The organism is Dyadobacter fanqingshengii (genome assembly GCF_023822005.2).
GTDB classification, from domain to species: Bacteria; Bacteroidota; Bacteroidia; order Cytophagales; family Spirosomataceae; genus Dyadobacter; species Dyadobacter fanqingshengii.
In genome coordinates, this window is sequence record NZ_CP098806.1 from 3,335,118 (window position 1) to 3,350,519 (window position 15,402).

General features: G+C 44.9%; 16 protein-coding genes. 8 read left to right on the forward strand and 8 right to left on the reverse strand.

Translation table 11 applies throughout. The annotated features are described in order from the left end of the window. Positions 1–18: 18 nt before the first annotated feature. The 4 genes from NFI81_RS13910 to NFI81_RS13925 form a co-directional block, all read right to left on the reverse strand. Complete coding sequence (locus NFI81_RS13910) at positions 19–393, reverse strand: diacylglycerol kinase family protein (protein ID WP_234611849.1); 375 nt, start codon at positions 391–393, stop codon at positions 19–21. Continuing rightward, positions 368–1,048: a DUF1361 domain-containing protein gene (locus NFI81_RS13915; protein ID WP_234611848.1), complete on the reverse strand. Its 681-nt coding sequence runs from the start codon at positions 1,046–1,048 to the stop codon at positions 368–370. Before NFI81_RS13915 ends, NFI81_RS13910 begins: the two co-directional genes overlap by 26 nt. A gap of 95 nt (positions 1,049–1,143) precedes the next feature. Further along, positions 1,144–2,052: an SMP-30/gluconolactonase/LRE family protein gene (locus NFI81_RS13920; RefSeq protein ID WP_234611847.1), complete on the reverse strand. Its 909-nt coding sequence runs from the start codon at positions 2,050–2,052 to the stop codon at positions 1,144–1,146. A gap of 22 nt (positions 2,053–2,074) precedes the next feature. Further along, positions 2,075–2,731: a thioredoxin family protein gene (locus NFI81_RS13925; RefSeq protein WP_234611846.1), complete on the reverse strand. Its 657-nt coding sequence runs from the start codon at positions 2,729–2,731 to the stop codon at positions 2,075–2,077. A gap of 364 nt (positions 2,732–3,095) precedes the next feature. Here NFI81_RS13925 and rplU point away from each other — a divergent pair, with 364 nt between their 5' ends. The 6 genes from rplU to NFI81_RS13955 all read left to right on the forward strand — a co-directional run bounded on the left by rplU (position 3,096) and on the right by NFI81_RS13955 (position 8,254). Next, entirely contained in the window at positions 3,096–3,407 is a 312-nt protein-coding gene (rplU, locus tag NFI81_RS13930; protein WP_026632321.1) for a 50S ribosomal protein L21, read from the forward strand. A gap of 42 nt (positions 3,408–3,449) precedes the next feature. Then, on the forward strand, positions 3,450–3,752 hold the full coding sequence (gene rpmA / locus NFI81_RS13935) for a 50S ribosomal protein L27 (RefSeq protein WP_234611845.1): 303 nt from the start codon (positions 3,450–3,452) through the stop codon (positions 3,750–3,752). A gap of 149 nt (positions 3,753–3,901) precedes the next feature. After that, entirely contained in the window at positions 3,902–4,498 is a 597-nt protein-coding gene (locus tag NFI81_RS13940; protein WP_234611844.1) for a NifU family protein, read from the forward strand. An 80-nt stretch (positions 4,499–4,578) separates the two neighbouring features. Then, complete coding sequence (locus tag NFI81_RS13945) at positions 4,579–5,670, forward strand: hypothetical protein (protein WP_234611843.1); 1,092 nt, start codon at positions 4,579–4,581, stop codon at positions 5,668–5,670. Between the two features lie 26 nt (positions 5,671–5,696). Further along, positions 5,697–6,743, forward strand: a complete 1,047-nt coding sequence (locus NFI81_RS13950) for a ferredoxin--NADP reductase (RefSeq protein ID WP_234611842.1) — start codon at positions 5,697–5,699, stop codon at positions 6,741–6,743. Positions 6,744–7,189: 446 nt separating this feature from the next. After that, complete coding sequence (locus tag NFI81_RS13955) at positions 7,190–8,254, forward strand: LacI family DNA-binding transcriptional regulator (RefSeq protein ID WP_234611841.1); 1,065 nt, start codon at positions 7,190–7,192, stop codon at positions 8,252–8,254. 19 nt (positions 8,255–8,273) lie between these two features. On the opposite strand, the gene NFI81_RS13960 is transcribed toward NFI81_RS13955, so the two are convergent. From NFI81_RS13960 to rbfA, 3 genes are all read right to left on the reverse strand, one after another. Then, positions 8,274–10,790 (reverse strand): M1 family metallopeptidase, encoded by a 2,517-nt coding sequence (locus NFI81_RS13960; RefSeq protein ID WP_234611840.1) that lies wholly within the window; start codon positions 10,788–10,790, stop codon positions 8,274–8,276. 135 nt (positions 10,791–10,925) lie between these two features. Further along, complete coding sequence (locus NFI81_RS13965) at positions 10,926–12,152, reverse strand: ABC transporter permease (protein ID WP_234611839.1); 1,227 nt, start codon at positions 12,150–12,152, stop codon at positions 10,926–10,928. 16 nt (positions 12,153–12,168) lie between these two features. Next, complete coding sequence (gene rbfA / locus NFI81_RS13970) at positions 12,169–12,552, reverse strand: 30S ribosome-binding factor RbfA (protein ID WP_234611838.1); 384 nt, start codon at positions 12,550–12,552, stop codon at positions 12,169–12,171. 101 nt (positions 12,553–12,653) lie between these two features. Here rbfA and NFI81_RS13975 point away from each other — a divergent pair, with 101 nt between their 5' ends. Then, positions 12,654–14,066: a hypothetical protein gene (locus tag NFI81_RS13975; protein ID WP_234611837.1), complete on the forward strand. Its 1,413-nt coding sequence runs from the start codon at positions 12,654–12,656 to the stop codon at positions 14,064–14,066. On the opposite strand, the gene rpiB is transcribed toward NFI81_RS13975, so the two are convergent. Next, the gene (gene rpiB / locus NFI81_RS13980; protein ID WP_234611836.1) at positions 14,063–14,494 is read right to left on the reverse strand and encodes a ribose 5-phosphate isomerase B; all 432 of its coding nucleotides are present in this window, start codon (positions 14,492–14,494) and stop codon (positions 14,063–14,065) included. The two genes, NFI81_RS13975 and rpiB, sit on opposite strands and share 4 nt — an antisense overlap. A 130-nt stretch (positions 14,495–14,624) precedes the next feature. Here rpiB and NFI81_RS13985 point away from each other — a divergent pair, with 130 nt between their 5' ends. Continuing rightward, positions 14,625–15,395: an LOG family protein gene (locus NFI81_RS13985; protein ID WP_374759350.1), complete on the forward strand. Its 771-nt coding sequence runs from the start codon at positions 14,625–14,627 to the stop codon at positions 15,393–15,395. Positions 15,396–15,402: the final 7 nt, after the last annotated feature.

The window sequence follows — 15,402 nt, forward strand, 5'->3', positions numbered from 1 at the left end:
ATTGTAAAAAGCGTTATATCAAAAAAGGAGCAAAAACTTTGGGACAAAAATGATGAGGCCGACCAGCACCGCAGAAATCGCCAGGAGCAGCACTGCCGCTGCAGCTGTGTCTTTTACAACTTTAATAACCGGGTGATAATCGGGCATGACTAGATCGGCCAGCTTTTCAATGGATGTATTAAATGCCTCCGCAGCCAGCACAAGCGCAATTTGAATAATGATAATAGTCCATTCCACACTTGAAATATCGAAAAACACTCCTGCCATCAATACCAGGATACAAGCCATCAAATGAATGCGTGCGTTGTTCTCGTAGCGAAATAGATTGTAAATCCCCACCCCCGCAAAGCGAAAGCTGCGCGCGGCTTTAAGAAAATCTATGGGTCCGTTCATTTTGTTTGAGTTCTGCGAAAATATGGAACGCAAAGTACAACAACATCAGCACGAACGAAAACGTCAATGTGTGTTTTATGGCCATTGGGTCCTGTAAGCTTTTGAAAATGCCCCGCGCGAGCGCACCCGGCTGCGTAACGATATCCCAGCTGTTCCACCGGCCATAACGACCCAGAAATATGCCAAACCCGCTCATTACCATAGATATTAAAATAGCCAGCCATGCCAGCCGCTCGTTCCAGCGGCGCGTAATGATCCTGTGCACAATGCGGATGCTGTACAAGCCCGTCAGGAAGCCCGCAACTGAGAATGTAAAGATCATGAGCGCGTCATACCAGATGATGTTTTCAGGAGCACCTTTCAAATGTTTGAGATCCGTAATAATGTAGGGCGCATTGGGAAAAAATAGCAACCAAATCATCAGATAACCCATTAACAGCCCGAATGGCAATCTGCGCCGCGCTTCCATTTCCCAGACGGATTTGATAAAAACCAGCGGCACCCAAGCCAAAAACAGGTTCCAGGCCAGGAAAATAAAATCCCAGTTGTGAATGAGCATCCTGAATAACAGCAATGTCATTGCAGCGGATGAAACGAAAGCCAGCAGAGCGACTTTTTGATTACTTTGGAGATAGCGTACCAGTTTTTCCAACATTTGTGATTAGTTTAAAGTACTTTGAATTACAAAGTAAGTGAAACGAGTTCTAGTTTTCAAACTTGTCGTCCGCCTTTTTAAGAAAATGTGAGGTATTATTTTTTGCTGACCGCTTCAAAAGCTTTCATCATTGCCCATTCTCTTCCAGCCGTATTGGCCTTGAAAGTTTCCAGGCAGCCGCGGTCTTGCAGGGTAATGTAGCAGGTTTTGCCATTTTTTCCGCCAAAGCAAATGTTGGAAACCTTCTTACCAATGGTCGTAATCGTCTGGATCACTTTGCCTTCCGGCGACAGCACAGCGACTTCGCCTTTTCCATGTCGGGCAATGTAGAGATTGCCTTCCACGTCACACCGCATGCCGTCCATTCCGCCGTCCTCAAATTTGTGCAGCAGTTTTTTGTTGGATAAAGAACCGTCCGGTGCCAGGTCAAAAACCCAAACATTCCTTTGCACGCTCTCGTTGACATATAATTTTTTTTCGTCCGGGCTTATGTCAATTCCATTGGTAGTCCCCATATTTTCTGCTACCAAGCGCGTTTTGCCTTCGGGTGAAACGTGCCAGATCTGGCCTGTTCCTTCCTTCCAGTTCGGATCTGAGCAAAAAACGTGACCTTTCGCCGTGATAGCCAAATCGTTGGGCTGGTTCATTTTAGGCTCATTGGCAAAAACGGAAATGTCTTTTGTGAGCAGATTCACTTTTAAGACATTATGCCCGGTAAAATCCGCTACGTAGAAAGTGTTTTTGTCGGCAAACCGGATTCCATTTCCGGTGCTGCCTTTGGGAAGCGTCACAAAGAAACTGGCACTCCCTTTCTTGCTCATAATGGCCACTGTCCCGTCGCGTGCAAAATTCACGGCATATACATTGCCTTCGCTGTCCACAGCCGGGCCTTCGCAATTGCTTGTAAATTCGCCCTCTGTTGAGAATTTTTTACTTTTGGTTTGCGCAAAAGACTCCTGAACAAGAGCGGCGCAGAAAATGAGGAGGAGAAAAAATCTATTCATAATCAGGAATATCGAAAAGTCACTAATTTTTCCACTTGATCGCGCAGCCAACCGGTTTGGTAATGGTTGTTACAACTGGTTTACCTGTTAAAAGATTGCTAACCGCTTCGTCTGCATAGAGTTTCGTAACGCCAGCCGGGTCCTGCGGATTATCATCGATCATACCAATGTAGCGTACCGTAAACTTAGCCCCGTTTTTTTGCAAAATATAAACCTGCGGTGTACGCCCTGCGCCAAATGCTTTCGCGACTTGCTGCGAATCGTCCACCAGATAGGGATAACCATATCCTTTTGAAGCCGCACGCTCTTTCAATTTTTCAAATGTATCGTCCTGATGCGTTCCGGGGTCACTGGGATTGATCGCAATGACCGGAAAGCCCTGAGAAGCAAACTTATTATTGAGCGCAATAATGCGGTCTTCGTAGGCTTTGGCAAAAGGACAATGATTACTCGTAAAAATGACGATTACGCCCTTTGCATTGTTAAAATCATTTAGGGAAACCATGCTGCCGTCCGTACTTTTAAGCCGGAAGCTGGCCGCTGCATCGCCCACCTGGTAACCGCCCGTCTGACTTACAACCGGCCCTATTTCGTTCAACAGCAACCGGCTATCAATAGCCTCTGCCGGCGTGAACAATCCTATACCTAAAATCATTAAAATCCATAAACAAATTTTCATTTTTTTGCTTTTATTACTCATGCTATGGTTAGACGTAAATTAGGCAATAAAGTAACAGATCAGACTGTTAACTTTTGTTAATTCAATGGTTGAACGTTAGGACTGCTGGTTATCATATAAAGGTAATGTTTTGGACAACTTTAACCATAATGGTACAAATAATTCTAAGCAGTGCCAATTTTTCAGCTACCATTAAGACAACTCAGAACCAGTGCCCCCCTAATTTGTAACTATGCTATCTCCATAACACCGACCAAATTACCCCATAAGTTGGTGAAGATTTGCGTTAAAGCATTGTAATTCTGTATACAACTGTCTATCTTTGCACCTCATTTTAGAAATCAGTTTTACATAATTTATTAACATGTACGCAATCGTAGAAATCGCAGGTCAGCAATTTAAGGTTGAAAAGGGTCTCGAAATCTTCACGCATAGGCTTGAAGGTGACGTGAACGCTGCTCTTGTGTTTGACAAAGTCCTTCTGGTTGATACCGCAGGCACAGTACAGGTAGGTCTTCCAACAGTTGCAGGCGCTTCTGTTAAAGCAACTGTCCTTGAACACCTTAAAGGTGAAAAAGTGATCGTCTTCAAGAAGAAAAGACGTAAAGGTTACAAAGTTAAGAATGGTCACCGTCAGTATCTGACGAAGATCAGCATTGACGAAATCGTAGCTTAATCAGTTTTAAATAAAGAAATTATAATTAATAGTTAAGATATCATGGCACATAAGAAAGGTGTAGGTAGCTCGAGAAACGGACGTGAATCGGAAAGCAAGCGTCTGGGAGTAAAATTATTCGGTGGCCAGCTTGCCAAAGCAGGAAATATCCTGGTTCGTCAGCGTGGAACGAAACACAATCCTGGTAACAATGTAGGCATTGGCCGTGACCATACGTTATTTGCATTGGTTGCAGGCAATGTAGTTTTCCGCAAAACGCGTCAGAACAAGTCATACGTTCACATTGAGCCTATTGCTGTTACTGAATCCGCTGCGGCAGCCGCTCCTGTTACAGCAGAAGCATAGTCAGCAAGTCAAAATTTGACCATTATATTAAACCCGAAGGATTTATAGTCCTTTGGGTTTTTTTATGTTTAAAAGAAAACACCAAACCAAAACTTTGGTTTGCTTGTTTACCAGACAAATCATTTACCCGTTTAAAACATTATTACCAAATGCTGACACGCCCGGTTTTTGTATATACAGAATTAAGTCCGAACCCGAATTCGATGAAATTTGTGCTCAACTTTGAGTTGGTGCCGGATGGACTTTCATTTGATTATCCTTCGCTGGAAGCGGCTCTGGAAGAAGGAAAAGCTTCACCACTGGCTTCCGATCTTTTTCAGTTTCCACATGTAAAAAGAGTTTTTATAGCCAGCAACTTTGTCACCATTACCAAAGATGATGTGACCGCCTGGGAAGAAGTTTTGAGAGACACAAAGCAATTTATTAAAATATATTTTGAAGAAAATCATCCTGTTTTTGCGCAACAAACGATCGACAAAAACACATTGATTGTTGATTCCAGAGACTCTGACACCGTTCAAAAAATCAAAGCTGCGTTAGACCAGTATGTTCGCCCGGCTGTTGAATCCGATGGCGGCGCGATCAATTTCCATTCGTTTAATGAGGATTCCGGCGTTGTAAAGGTGTTGCTCCAAGGTTCATGCAGCGGTTGCCCGTCTTCGACATTAACATTGAAGGCCGGTATAGAAAACCTTCTTACACGCATGGTACCGGATGTAAAGGAAGTAGTTGCCGAAGGCGTGTAAAATATTTTAATGCCCGCTATCGAAACCCTGTCACTCGTGATGGGGTTTCTTTTTTTGTCGCCTTTTGTTAGTTTCGGCCCATGAAGCAACCGCTGCAATTTTTCCTGGATCAAATCGAAAGTCTCCAGTCCAATGGCGAACCCTATTTTCCGGACGGAATTTTCCCGGCACACAGAGAAAACAGATCAATTGGTTACCGTCGTCCCGATACCACCATCTTTTTTTCGGCAATCATTTGCTTCACATTACAGTCCATCGCAAAATATGCAGATGCGGAACAGCAAAAACTGATCAAGGAGATTTGCAATAGTATCATTAAAAATTACCCGGACTTTCAGAATAAAGACGGCCTCAAAACTTATAATTTCTGGAAAACCAAGCCGTCCCAACACTTCCCAAACGGCCACATTTTCCGCCGTTTCGAACATTTCAGGATTCCCGACGACGTCGATGACACATCATTAGTTTATCTCACAACCCAGCCCACGGAAACGGAATTGGCCTGGCTGAAAGATAAGCTGATCCTGCATGCCAATGGTGACAATTTCCGCGTGCGCAACACTTTTCCGGATTATAAAAACCTGAACGCATATTCCACCTGGTTTGGCAAAAACATGTATGTCGAATTCGACGTTTGCGTGCTTAGTAACCTGATGTATTGCATATACAATTATAATTTGCCGCTAAATTATTATGATGAAGACAGTCTATACTATATCAGGTCGGTAATTGAGACGGATCGCCATATCAAGGCCCCATTCCGATGTGCACACCAATATCCCAGGACCCCTCTTATTATTTATCACGTGGCGCGGTTGGTGGCCGCATTCGAGCCGGCTCCCTTGCGGACGATCAAGAGCAGACTGATTGCTGATGCGAAAATGATGCTGAAAGCATACAAACATCCGATGGATAAGGTCATTATCGCTTCTTCGCTGATACGATTGGGGGTCATTACAGAGCGGATACCAGTCGAAAATTTCACCAAAAAGGACTTTCAGAATTTTTATTTCTTCATAGCCGGTTTGCTTACCGCGTATGAGAATCCGTTGCTTTACAAATTGGCAGCCAGTCCATTATTCCATATGCGTTGGGTTTGTGAAGCACATTGCTGGACACTTTTGGCAGAATATGAGACACTTTGGAACAACGCTGCGCAAAATCAGCGTTAAGCTTTCATTCCATTATACATTTTCCCATGTCCGAAGCCACGATTTCTTTGCGAGTAAAGCACATTATCAATGAAGCAGCTGATGCAAAGACTTTTGTTTTCGAAAGGACTAATAAACAAGCTTTTACATACAAGGCAGGGCAATTTCTTACATTCCTGATTCCTGTGCACGGGCATGAAACCAGGCGCTCCTACTCCATGAGTTCAGCCCCGGACGTGGATGAAGATCCGGCCATTACCGTGAAGCGGGTGCCCAATGGCGAGATTTCACGATTCTGGATTGATCATGTGAAGATCGGACATCAATTTAATGTGCTGCCACCGTCGGGCCGCTTTGTTCTGGAAGATGCGCTCGGAACATCCCGTGACATCGTGCTGATCGCGGCAGGAAGTGGCATTACGCCGCTTTTTTCAATTTTAAAACAAACACTTACCCAGGAAAAAGAAAGCAACATTACGTTACTTTATGCCAGTCGCAATGTGCAGCACGCGCTTTTCCATAATCAAATTCAAAAGTGGCAGGAAAATTTCCCCGAACGCCTTAAAGTGGTTCACATTCACAGCCAGCCGCTGGATGATTGGAATGGTCTCCGGGGCCGGATCAACAACACGCGATTGGAGCAACTGATCAGTAAATCACTCCACTTCCAGCCTCAAAGTGCAAGATTCTTCATATGTGGTCCCTATGAATTAATGCGTTCGGTGGAGATCACTTTACATTATATGGGGTTTTCTTCTTTACAGGTCCGGAAGGAGAATTTCGTTATTCCTTCCCCTCCGCCATCTCCGCCGGTCTCTTATCCGCATGTGGTCAAACTCAATTTTCATGGCCGGATGCACGACCTGTTTGTTCCTGCGCATACAACTATTCTGGATGCAGCACTAGCCGCCGGCATTTACCTCCCTTATAGCTGCAAGGGCGGCCGGTGCGCCACCTGTGCGGGCCTATGCAAGCGTGGTAAGGTGCATATGAGTGTGAATGAAGTGCTAACTGACCGCGATTTGCAGGATGGCTGGATTCTCACATGCTCAGCTTATGCTGATTCAGAAGACGTTTCAATTGAAATAATCTAGGCTGGTAAGTAAAAAGCGCACGAATATGAGTTCGTACGCTTCATTATGGATTTAGGATTAGCAGAAAAGTGGGTAGTAATTCTGAAAAAGGTTAAAGGTTAGGTTCTTTCAAGTGTTAAGTCCGAGGAACGTAGAATAATATTTTAATTGAGATCTTTTTGACAAAATTAATTGTAAAATCGGTTATTCCAATCAAAATTTAAAAAAGTGTTCGAGCACACACATAAAAACGCATGTCGGGATCGTACCCGGGCGTTTCCAGGAAACTGGATTTTTATAGGGTAAAACTAAATTCATTTTGGGAGAATCTCAAATTTATCATAAAAAAAATTTGAAAAGTATTGTGCTGCGTGTATAAGTTTATTTTAAACCGTATATCCTTCAAATAAAAATTTGATATTCGCCTTAGCAACCGAAAAAGGAAGAATATTGAATACCGAAAGACAGTGAAAAAGAGAATCGTCAGAATTAAAGATATAGCAGAAAAGGCCCAAACGTCGAAAGGAACAGTGGACCGGGTTTTGCATAACCGTGGCAGGGTCGCCGATGATGTGCGTGAGCGCATTTTGAGCATTATCAAAGAGCTTAATTACGAACCCAATTTCATCGCACAATCATTAAAGTCGCAGCGGACGTATAACCTGGCCGTGCTTATCCCCGATCCGGATGCCGATTCGTACTGGGAGGCTCCGAAAATAGGGCTCGAAAAGGCTGAAAAAGAGTTGCGGCAATATGGCGTTTACATCAGCCTGTTCATTTTTAATTCACACGAAGAACAATCCTTTATCGCCAAGGCCAGGGAAGTCTCCAAAGAACATCCCGACGGACTTTTGATCGCACCGGTTTTCTATAAAGAAGCATTGCCGTTTTTCGAGGAATGGGCAGGTTTGAACATTCCATATGTGCTTTTTAATACACAAATTGAACATGTTAACCCGCTGTGTTACATCGGACAGGACTCATACCGGAGCGGTTCACTAGCCGCCAAGATCCTGAGTTTTGGGTTGCAGTCGCCGGGAACTGTTTTGGTTGCGCATGTCAATGAAGACATTTCTAATTCAGCGCACTTAATCACCAAGGAGGCTGGTTTCCGTGATTATTTCAAATCAGACAAGCACGATTCTAAGTTCAAGATCATTAGCAAAGAGATCAATTTCCCCGATGGCGAAACGCTTGACGATCAGCTGGATGCGATATTGATGGCAGAGCCTGATCTGAATGCGGTTTATGTGACCAATTCAAAAGCATTCGAAGTGGCTTCCTATCTGGAAAAGAAGGCTTTAAAACACATTAAACTGGTTGGATACGATCTTTTAACGCCTAATCTGAATTATCTGGAAAAAGAGATCATTAATTTCCTGATCAATCAAAACCCGTTGGGGCAAGGCTATTGGGGCATTCACCAGTTAGCTAATTTTCTGGTTTTCAAAAAGGACATTCAGCCCATCAAATTCCTGCCTCTGGATATTATTACGAAGGAAAACCTGGACTATTATCTTGATCCCCAATAAGTTGAATGTGCAACGTTGCTTACAGATCGCCGAACTGGCTGTACATTTCTTTCAGCTTGGGCTCCATTTCCTTTGCACGGATGTCTTTCCGCAAAGCCGCCACGCCCTGAATGTCGGTCAATAAACCCAATGCCTGAAACGCGCCAAACCGGACGAAATAGGAAGGATTGTCGCGCGCCAGGCCTTCGAGGACCGGAATGCTTTTGCGCTGCACATCCTGCTTGGATTTGATCAGATACTTTCCAAAAACCTGTAAGAAATTGTACTTCTCGGTCGGTTTCATGGCTTTCATTTTTTCCAGGAACCAATCAAACCGCTCCGGCTGAGCAAGTCCTGCGTAATAATTACCTACGGAAGTCACAATGGCGTCATTAGGGCTGTTTTCAAACTGTGCGGCTATTTCATTCGCATCGGTAGGTTGTGCCATCAGATATTTCTCAATCGCCACTGAAACGACCTGATAAGAACTATCACTTAGTGCCTCTCTGAATAAAGAATCGCTGTTATTATCACCAAACGAAGCCAACGTGATCATGGCCTCCGAGCGTACTTGCGGGTGCGCGTCCATGCGGGCAGCGCTTTGAATTGTCTTTTCAATGTCGGCGAAGCCGTCTCCGTCATATTCTGCAAAGTTGCTGATGGCCATCTGGCGGAATTTCCAGAACGGATCAGTCATGGCTTTCACCAGAATTGTGCGGGCAAGTGTGTCTGTGAGGCTTCCTTCCAATGATGCCAATGCCTCGTATTTGTGCAGAAAACGGTCACTATTCACATATTGAAACTCCATTTCACGCCTGTTCTTTTCATGCTCCACAACGCCTAACAGTTGTGCATCTGCGTCAAAAACGACCAGATCAGGCTTTTTGGCTGCGGGAAATTCCAGCGTTTGCGTCACCTTGTCAACCACCACATTATACTGGTTTTTCTTGCCGCTTACCCATACATCCACTTTTAAAGGAAGACGGTAAACTGTGGTGGTGAGCGTATCTTGTGTTTGTTTCAGTTTCAAAAGCACTTTTCCGGCAGTGTATTCCTGCTGGATCTTAATCACAGGATGTCCGGGACGCTGAAACCATTGGTCAAAAAACCAGTTCAAATCTTCGCCCGTGACTTTTTCAAAAGACATTCTCAGATCATCAATTTCCGCCGTGCCGAACGCGTGTGTTTTGAGATAATTTTGAAGCGAAGCAAAAAACGCATCGTCACCCACGTAATTACGCAACATATGCAGGATACGGCCGCCCTTTGCATAGGAATGGCTATCGAACATATTCTCGCGATCCTTATAAAAATAGCGGATCATGGGCACCTGCTTTGTTTCGGATTCAGCCAGGTAGGCCTTCATTTCCTGTAAATTCTGCCAGTCAGCCTCGTATTTTCCGTTGTTATACTCACTCCACAGATATTCGGAATAGTTTGCAAATGACTCATTCAATGGCAGTTGCCCCCATTCCTCAGCAGTTACATAGTCACCAAACCAATGATGCGCCAGCTCATGTGCGATCACAGCGTCCGAATTACCGTCAACCAGTGATCGTGCGTCATTCTGAACTCCTTCTTCGTGAACAGTGGCCGTTGTATTTTCCATCGCACCTGCCACAAAGTCCCTCACGGCAATCTGTGCATACTTTTCCCAGGGATATTCAACACCAAAAACATTGGTAAAAAAGCCCATCATTTCAGGCGTGCGACCAAAAATGGCGTGTGCGTCCTGCCCGTATTTTGGCTCAACATAATAACTGAGCTCCAAGCCATTAGGCATCATATCTTTGGCCACAACAAAATCGCCCACCGCCATCATCGCCAAGTAAGGCGCATGTGGGAGTGATTGTTTCCAATGATCCGTACGGGTTCCTTTTTTGCCGTCATTCTGCGCAACCAGCAGCCCGTTTGACAAGGTTTTATAAGTACTGTCGACCGTAATGTAAAAGTCCTGTGTGAATTTCTGGTTAGGCGCATCAATGGTCGGGAACCAGCAGCTGCTTCCCTCGGTTTCGCCCTGCGTCCAGATCTGCTTTGGCTTGCCTTCGTCCATTCCATCGGCATTGATGAAATAAAGGCCTTTTTCAGAGGCGCTATCGCCTGGTTTGTCGCGCGGAACGTCGTTCGGGCGTGCGACATAATCGATCTTTACATAAACTGTATCTTTTCTGGTATAGCTTTGGTCCAGTTTGATCAGCAACTTACGCTTATCGTAAGTGTATTCGAGCTTTTTCTTGATTTTACCCTGAATATCCTCTGTGGATAATGAACCGTAATCGCCTACGGTGTCCATTAATGAGATGCTTTTGATATCAAAACCTTTGGCGTCCAGTTCCAGCGTGTTTTGCGGATAAAAATGCGGCTTGAACATTAACACCGCCGACGCCGGGACCTGTTGTTTTTCCCAATCGAATGCGACATCAAGACGGGTGTAAAGAATGTCACTTTTGCGTGGCCGTTCGGGGCGGTAAGGGCCTTGTTTGCTAAGGGTTCCGGGATTTCTTCTCCTTAATGTATCAGCAACTTCCGAAGCATATGAAGGAACTGAGAGCAATAAAAAAGCGGCGTAGCATGTATAGATCAAACGGCTCAAAAAAAGCCCCCTATTGCGGCCGTTTCTTTTCAAGTTGATTGTGTGAAAGTAAGTCAAAATGATTCGGTTAATATTTTTTGTTCTTCTCTTTAAATATCAGGTTGGCAGGATTTGTCCTGCCTTAGCCGCTCTTCTTGCCGGAATGTAAGACACCAGCATTGTTATGATAACGACAATAATGCCAGTATAGAGTATATCTTCCCATATTAATTTGACCGGATAGGCATCTACCAATGAAGTTGCCATACCCATGGAAACCAGTCCGTATTTCAGTTGCAGCAGGCATAACGCAATGCCGCCGCCCAGTCCGACCAATGCTCCCGAGAATGCCACAATAGCCCCTTCAGCCAGGAAAATTCTTCTGATCAGTCCCGGCGTCGCACCCAGGGCGTAAAGCATGGAAACATCCTTCTTTTTCTCGATCGCCAGCATGCTCAGCGAGAAGAAAATGTTAATTGCAGCTACTAAAATAATGAAAGACAAGGTTATAGCCACAAAAAGTTTTTCCAGACGGATCGCACGGAGCAAGTCGGAGTTGAGCGAATCCCGGTCTTTTACTACAAATTTGTTCCCGATTTTCTCAGCAATCGCCTTACTCACTTTTCGTTCGCTAAAACCAGGCTTGATCTGCACTTCCAGCGAAGACCTTTCACCTTTGTATTCCATCAGGCCTTCTACAAGCGAAATAGGCGCGATCACATAATCGTCGTAACGCGTTTCTATAAAAAATATGCCGCCGGGCCTGAGTGATAAGTGATTAAATGCCTCCGCAGAAGTAAGGTTTAATGTTTTTGTGCCTCTTTTGGGATACATCAATTGCAAAGGCGTAATAATGTCGTCCAGAGAAATGGACAAGGCATTCCGCACGCCTTCCGCAATGACCCCGTAAGGAGTTCCGCCCGTGCCGTAAAGTTGTAAGGAACCTTCAATGATGGCGGTGTCCAGTTGCCCCTGCCGCTCAAAAGTGCTGTCCACACCTTTCAGCCTGACAATGATCTGCTGATTACCGTATTGCGCCAGCGCGTTATCCTCCACAACCTGCGTCACCAGCTTAACGCCCTCCACAGATTTGACTTTTTGAATAAATGCATTATCAACCTTAAACCGCCTTCCTTCTGTCGGTGTTACTTTGATGTCGGCATCGAAAGTCTTGAAAATTTTGCGGTTCAGGTCTTCCATTCCATTGAACACGGAAAGCACCACCACCATGGCCATTGTCCCCACAGCCACACCGGCCATAGCAATGCGCGCTATGACGCTGATGAAGCTGCGTTTGTTCCGTGAAAAAAAATAGCGGACGGCGATCCGGTACGAAAGATCCATTTAGTAAGCGCTTAGATCAATTGGATTCTTCTTCCTCGTCCGGCTGGGCTGGCGGGATAACAAGATCCGAAAAAAGCAGATCCATTTTGGCCGCATACTCGGCAGTATCGTCTATGTAAAATTGTAAATGAGGCACAATCCGCAGTTGGTGACGCACCCTTTCTGCCAGTTTCTGGCGGAAGAACCGGGTGTTCTCCTGAATTGTCCCCAGCAAAATTGATTTATTTTTATCGGGCAAAAAGCTCAGATATGCTCTTGCAATGCTCAGATCAGGCGTAACACGAACGGCCGTAATGGTAACAAAAGAGCCATTCGTCAAATGATGTGCGTCCTTTTGAAATATCTCCCCAAGATCCTTCTGAATCTGCCTCCCTACTTTTTGTTGTCTTTTAGATTCCATGTTTCAAAAGTACAAATATCCGGACTTATTTTGTTTTTGTAGAATGCGGAGTTGTAATTTCGTGAAAGTTATTCTGATAAGATATATAATCCGCATACTTCTTGTTAAGTTTTTTTCGCGTCAACGCACGGTATCAGACCATCAGTCTGGTAGTATTTTTCTTACTGCTCCGCCTTCCATTTTTCCTGGGTGGTGCGCCGCTGCTTATCCCTGAACTGAGCTGGATGCTGGTAGGCGAGCAAATGGGCCGCGGCTTTATGCTTTACCGGGATGTGTGGGATAATGTCAGTCCATTTTCGGGCCTTACTTACTGGCTTATCGACACACTTTTTGGGCGGGAACAGTGGATTTACCAGCTCGCAGCCGTCACCGTTTCCATTGTACAGATCCTCTATTTTAATTACGTAATACATTCAAGGGAAGTTTTTCCCGAACGCACATTCCTGCCAGGCGCCCTGTATGCACTGTTTCTGAACATTTCTTTCGATATGGGCACATTATCGCCCATGCTGATGGCCAATACATTCCTTCTTTTTGCGTTCGGTGCCATTGTCAAAATATTGGTCAGGCGGGAAGTGACGCCGCAGGTTTTTGAAATGGGGCTTTATATTGGGATAGCAACATTGTTTTATTTGCCTGCTTCCTTATTCATGATCTGGGCGTTTCTGGCTTTACTGTTTTACACGGGTTCCACGGTCCGTCACCATTTGCTCGGGCTGTTTGGATCTTTGTTTCCTCTGATGATGGTCGTGCTGTTCTTTTATATGAACAACGGCATCGAAAGTCTGAACAGGAACTTGCTGACCTCTGTTTTTCAGGCCAAACAATATAATCTTAATGATTTTGCTTCGCTGATCGCCTCGCTGTTGCTGCCGCTGGGCTTCGGGGTGATGGGTTTTATGCGGATCTTCACCACATTGAGATTTGTGAATTATCAAACGCGGATCCAGCAGGTGATGGCGCTCTGGTTCATTATCGCGGTGTTTACCATTCCGCTCATGCAATTCATGGCACCTATGCAGTTTGTGATCTTTATTCCTCCTGCTGCATTTTATGCAACCCACTATTTCCAAAGTTTCAGAAAGAAGAGCTGGGCGGACGAAATGCAATTTATTACTATGGGTGCAGTGATCCTTTTGATCCAATATCAGGGATTACGCGGCATTATTCCCGGACTTTCCATGGGTAAGCTGGAAAACCTGCGGGCAAAACAAGCCGAACTTCCCGAACAAATCAGAAACAAACGCGTGCTGGTGCTGGGACAGCATACCGGAGAGTATATCAATAATTACACGGCAACGCCTTATCTCAACTGGGAGCTCGCCAGCTACGATTTAAGGAACCTCGACAATTTCGACAGCGTGATCCATGTTTATGATAATTTCAAAAAGGACCCGCCCGACTACGTTATCGACAAGGTGAACATTATGCCGAAACTGCTTTATCGCGTTCCGGCATTGAGAAAACAATATGAATTAAGCCCCTGGAAAGGAATTTATCAGCGCAAAATCTAGCAGGCGATCTTGTCTACACGCGTCTGGTGACGGCCTCCCTCAAATTCTGTGGCCAGAAATGCCCCTACGCTTGCCAGTGCCGTTTCGAGTTCGATAAATCGAACGGGTAAGCAAATTACATTGGCATCATTATGCTGGCGTGCCAAGGCTGCCAATGGCAGGTCCCAAACCAATGCTGCACGGATTCCCTGATGCTTGTTGGCCGTAATGCAAACGCCCTGACCGCTGCCGCAAAGCAGCACGCCTTTTTCATACTCACCGCTTTCGACACCGCTCGCAACGGGATGTGCAAAATCTGCATAATCAGCAGAATCAGCACTATATGTGCCGAAATCCTTCACTTCAAAACCATTCGTCGTCAACCAGTTAATGACCGGCTCCTTGTATGGAAAACCCGCGTGATCCGAACCGATAGCAATTTTTCTCATTACTTTTTTGTTAATTGTAACCATCCGCTTTATCACCAGCGGCGGTTAAAGTTAATATTTTATATTTTTAACGAAGCAGGCAACAAAGTTACGATTATCTACTTCAACAACTAAATTGAATATCCCGAATATGAGTGAAGAAGCAAAACCAACCAATGCTCAATTAATAGATGTTTCCCTCATGAACCCCGCGGTTCCCGAAGATGAAAAGCGGATCAAAGAGGCGTTTGAAGATAAAAACTGGAATGAAATAAAAAGCGCGGATTCCTGGGTTGTATTTAAAGTGATGGCTGAATTCGTCGAAGGTTTTGACAAACTCGCGAAAATCGGGCCGTGTGTTTCCATCTTCGGTTCGGCGCGGACGCTTTCCGACAATCCGCATTATAAAACAGCCGAAGATATTGCTGCAAAGCTCGTCAGACACGGTTATGGTGTGATCACAGGCGGTGGACCAGGAATCATGGAAGCGGGTAACAAAGGCGCGCGCGAGCAAGGCGGAAAATCGGTTGGATTAAATATAAAACTTCCTTTTGAGCAACACAGCAACATTTATATCGATCCCGACAAGAACATTAACTTCGATTTTTTCTTTGTCAGGAAAGTAATGTTTGTGAAATATTCACAGGGATTTATCGTCATGCCCGGTGGTTTCGGCACATTGGATGAAATGTTCGAGGCGATGACTTTGATCCAAACCAAAAAGATCGGCCGATTCCCAATCGTGCTTGTTGGGACCAGTTACTGGACCGGCTTGCTCGACTGGATTAAAGGAACCATGCTGACCGAGGGTAATATCAATCCCGAAGACCTCAAACTCATCAGCGTGGTTGACACGCCCGACGAAGCGGTGCGAGTGATTGATAATTTCTACAATAAATACATGTTGAAACCAAACTTCTAAGCGTTCA

Coding starts and splice junctions, on each gene's coding strand:
- NFI81_RS13910 (WP_234611849.1), bottom strand. CDS start 393: ATGAACGGACCCATAGATTTTCTTAAAGCCGCGCGCAGCTTTCGCTTT.
- NFI81_RS13915 (WP_234611848.1), bottom strand. CDS start 1,048: ATGTTGGAAAAACTGGTACGCTATCTCCAAAGTAATCAAAAAGTCGCT.
- NFI81_RS13920 (WP_234611847.1), bottom strand. CDS start 2,052: ATGAATAGATTTTTTCTCCTCCTCATTTTCTGCGCCGCTCTTGTTCAG.
- NFI81_RS13925 (WP_234611846.1), bottom strand. CDS start 2,731: ATGAAAATTTGTTTATGGATTTTAATGATTTTAGGTATAGGATTGTTC.
- rplU (WP_026632321.1), top strand. CDS start 3,096: ATGTACGCAATCGTAGAAATCGCAGGTCAGCAATTTAAGGTTGAAAAG.
- rpmA (WP_234611845.1), top strand. CDS start 3,450: ATGGCACATAAGAAAGGTGTAGGTAGCTCGAGAAACGGACGTGAATCG.
- NFI81_RS13940 (WP_234611844.1), top strand. CDS start 3,902: ATGCTGACACGCCCGGTTTTTGTATATACAGAATTAAGTCCGAACCCG.
- NFI81_RS13945 (WP_234611843.1), top strand. CDS start 4,579: ATGAAGCAACCGCTGCAATTTTTCCTGGATCAAATCGAAAGTCTCCAG.
- NFI81_RS13950 (WP_234611842.1), top strand. CDS start 5,697: ATGTCCGAAGCCACGATTTCTTTGCGAGTAAAGCACATTATCAATGAA.
- NFI81_RS13965 (WP_234611839.1), bottom strand. CDS start 12,152: ATGGATCTTTCGTACCGGATCGCCGTCCGCTATTTTTTTTCACGGAAC.
- rbfA (WP_234611838.1), bottom strand. CDS start 12,552: ATGGAATCTAAAAGACAACAAAAAGTAGGGAGGCAGATTCAGAAGGAT.
- rpiB (WP_234611836.1), bottom strand. CDS start 14,494: ATGAGAAAAATTGCTATCGGTTCGGATCACGCGGGTTTTCCATACAAG.
- NFI81_RS13985 (WP_374759350.1), top strand. CDS start 14,625: ATGAGTGAAGAAGCAAAACCAACCAATGCTCAATTAATAGATGTTTCC.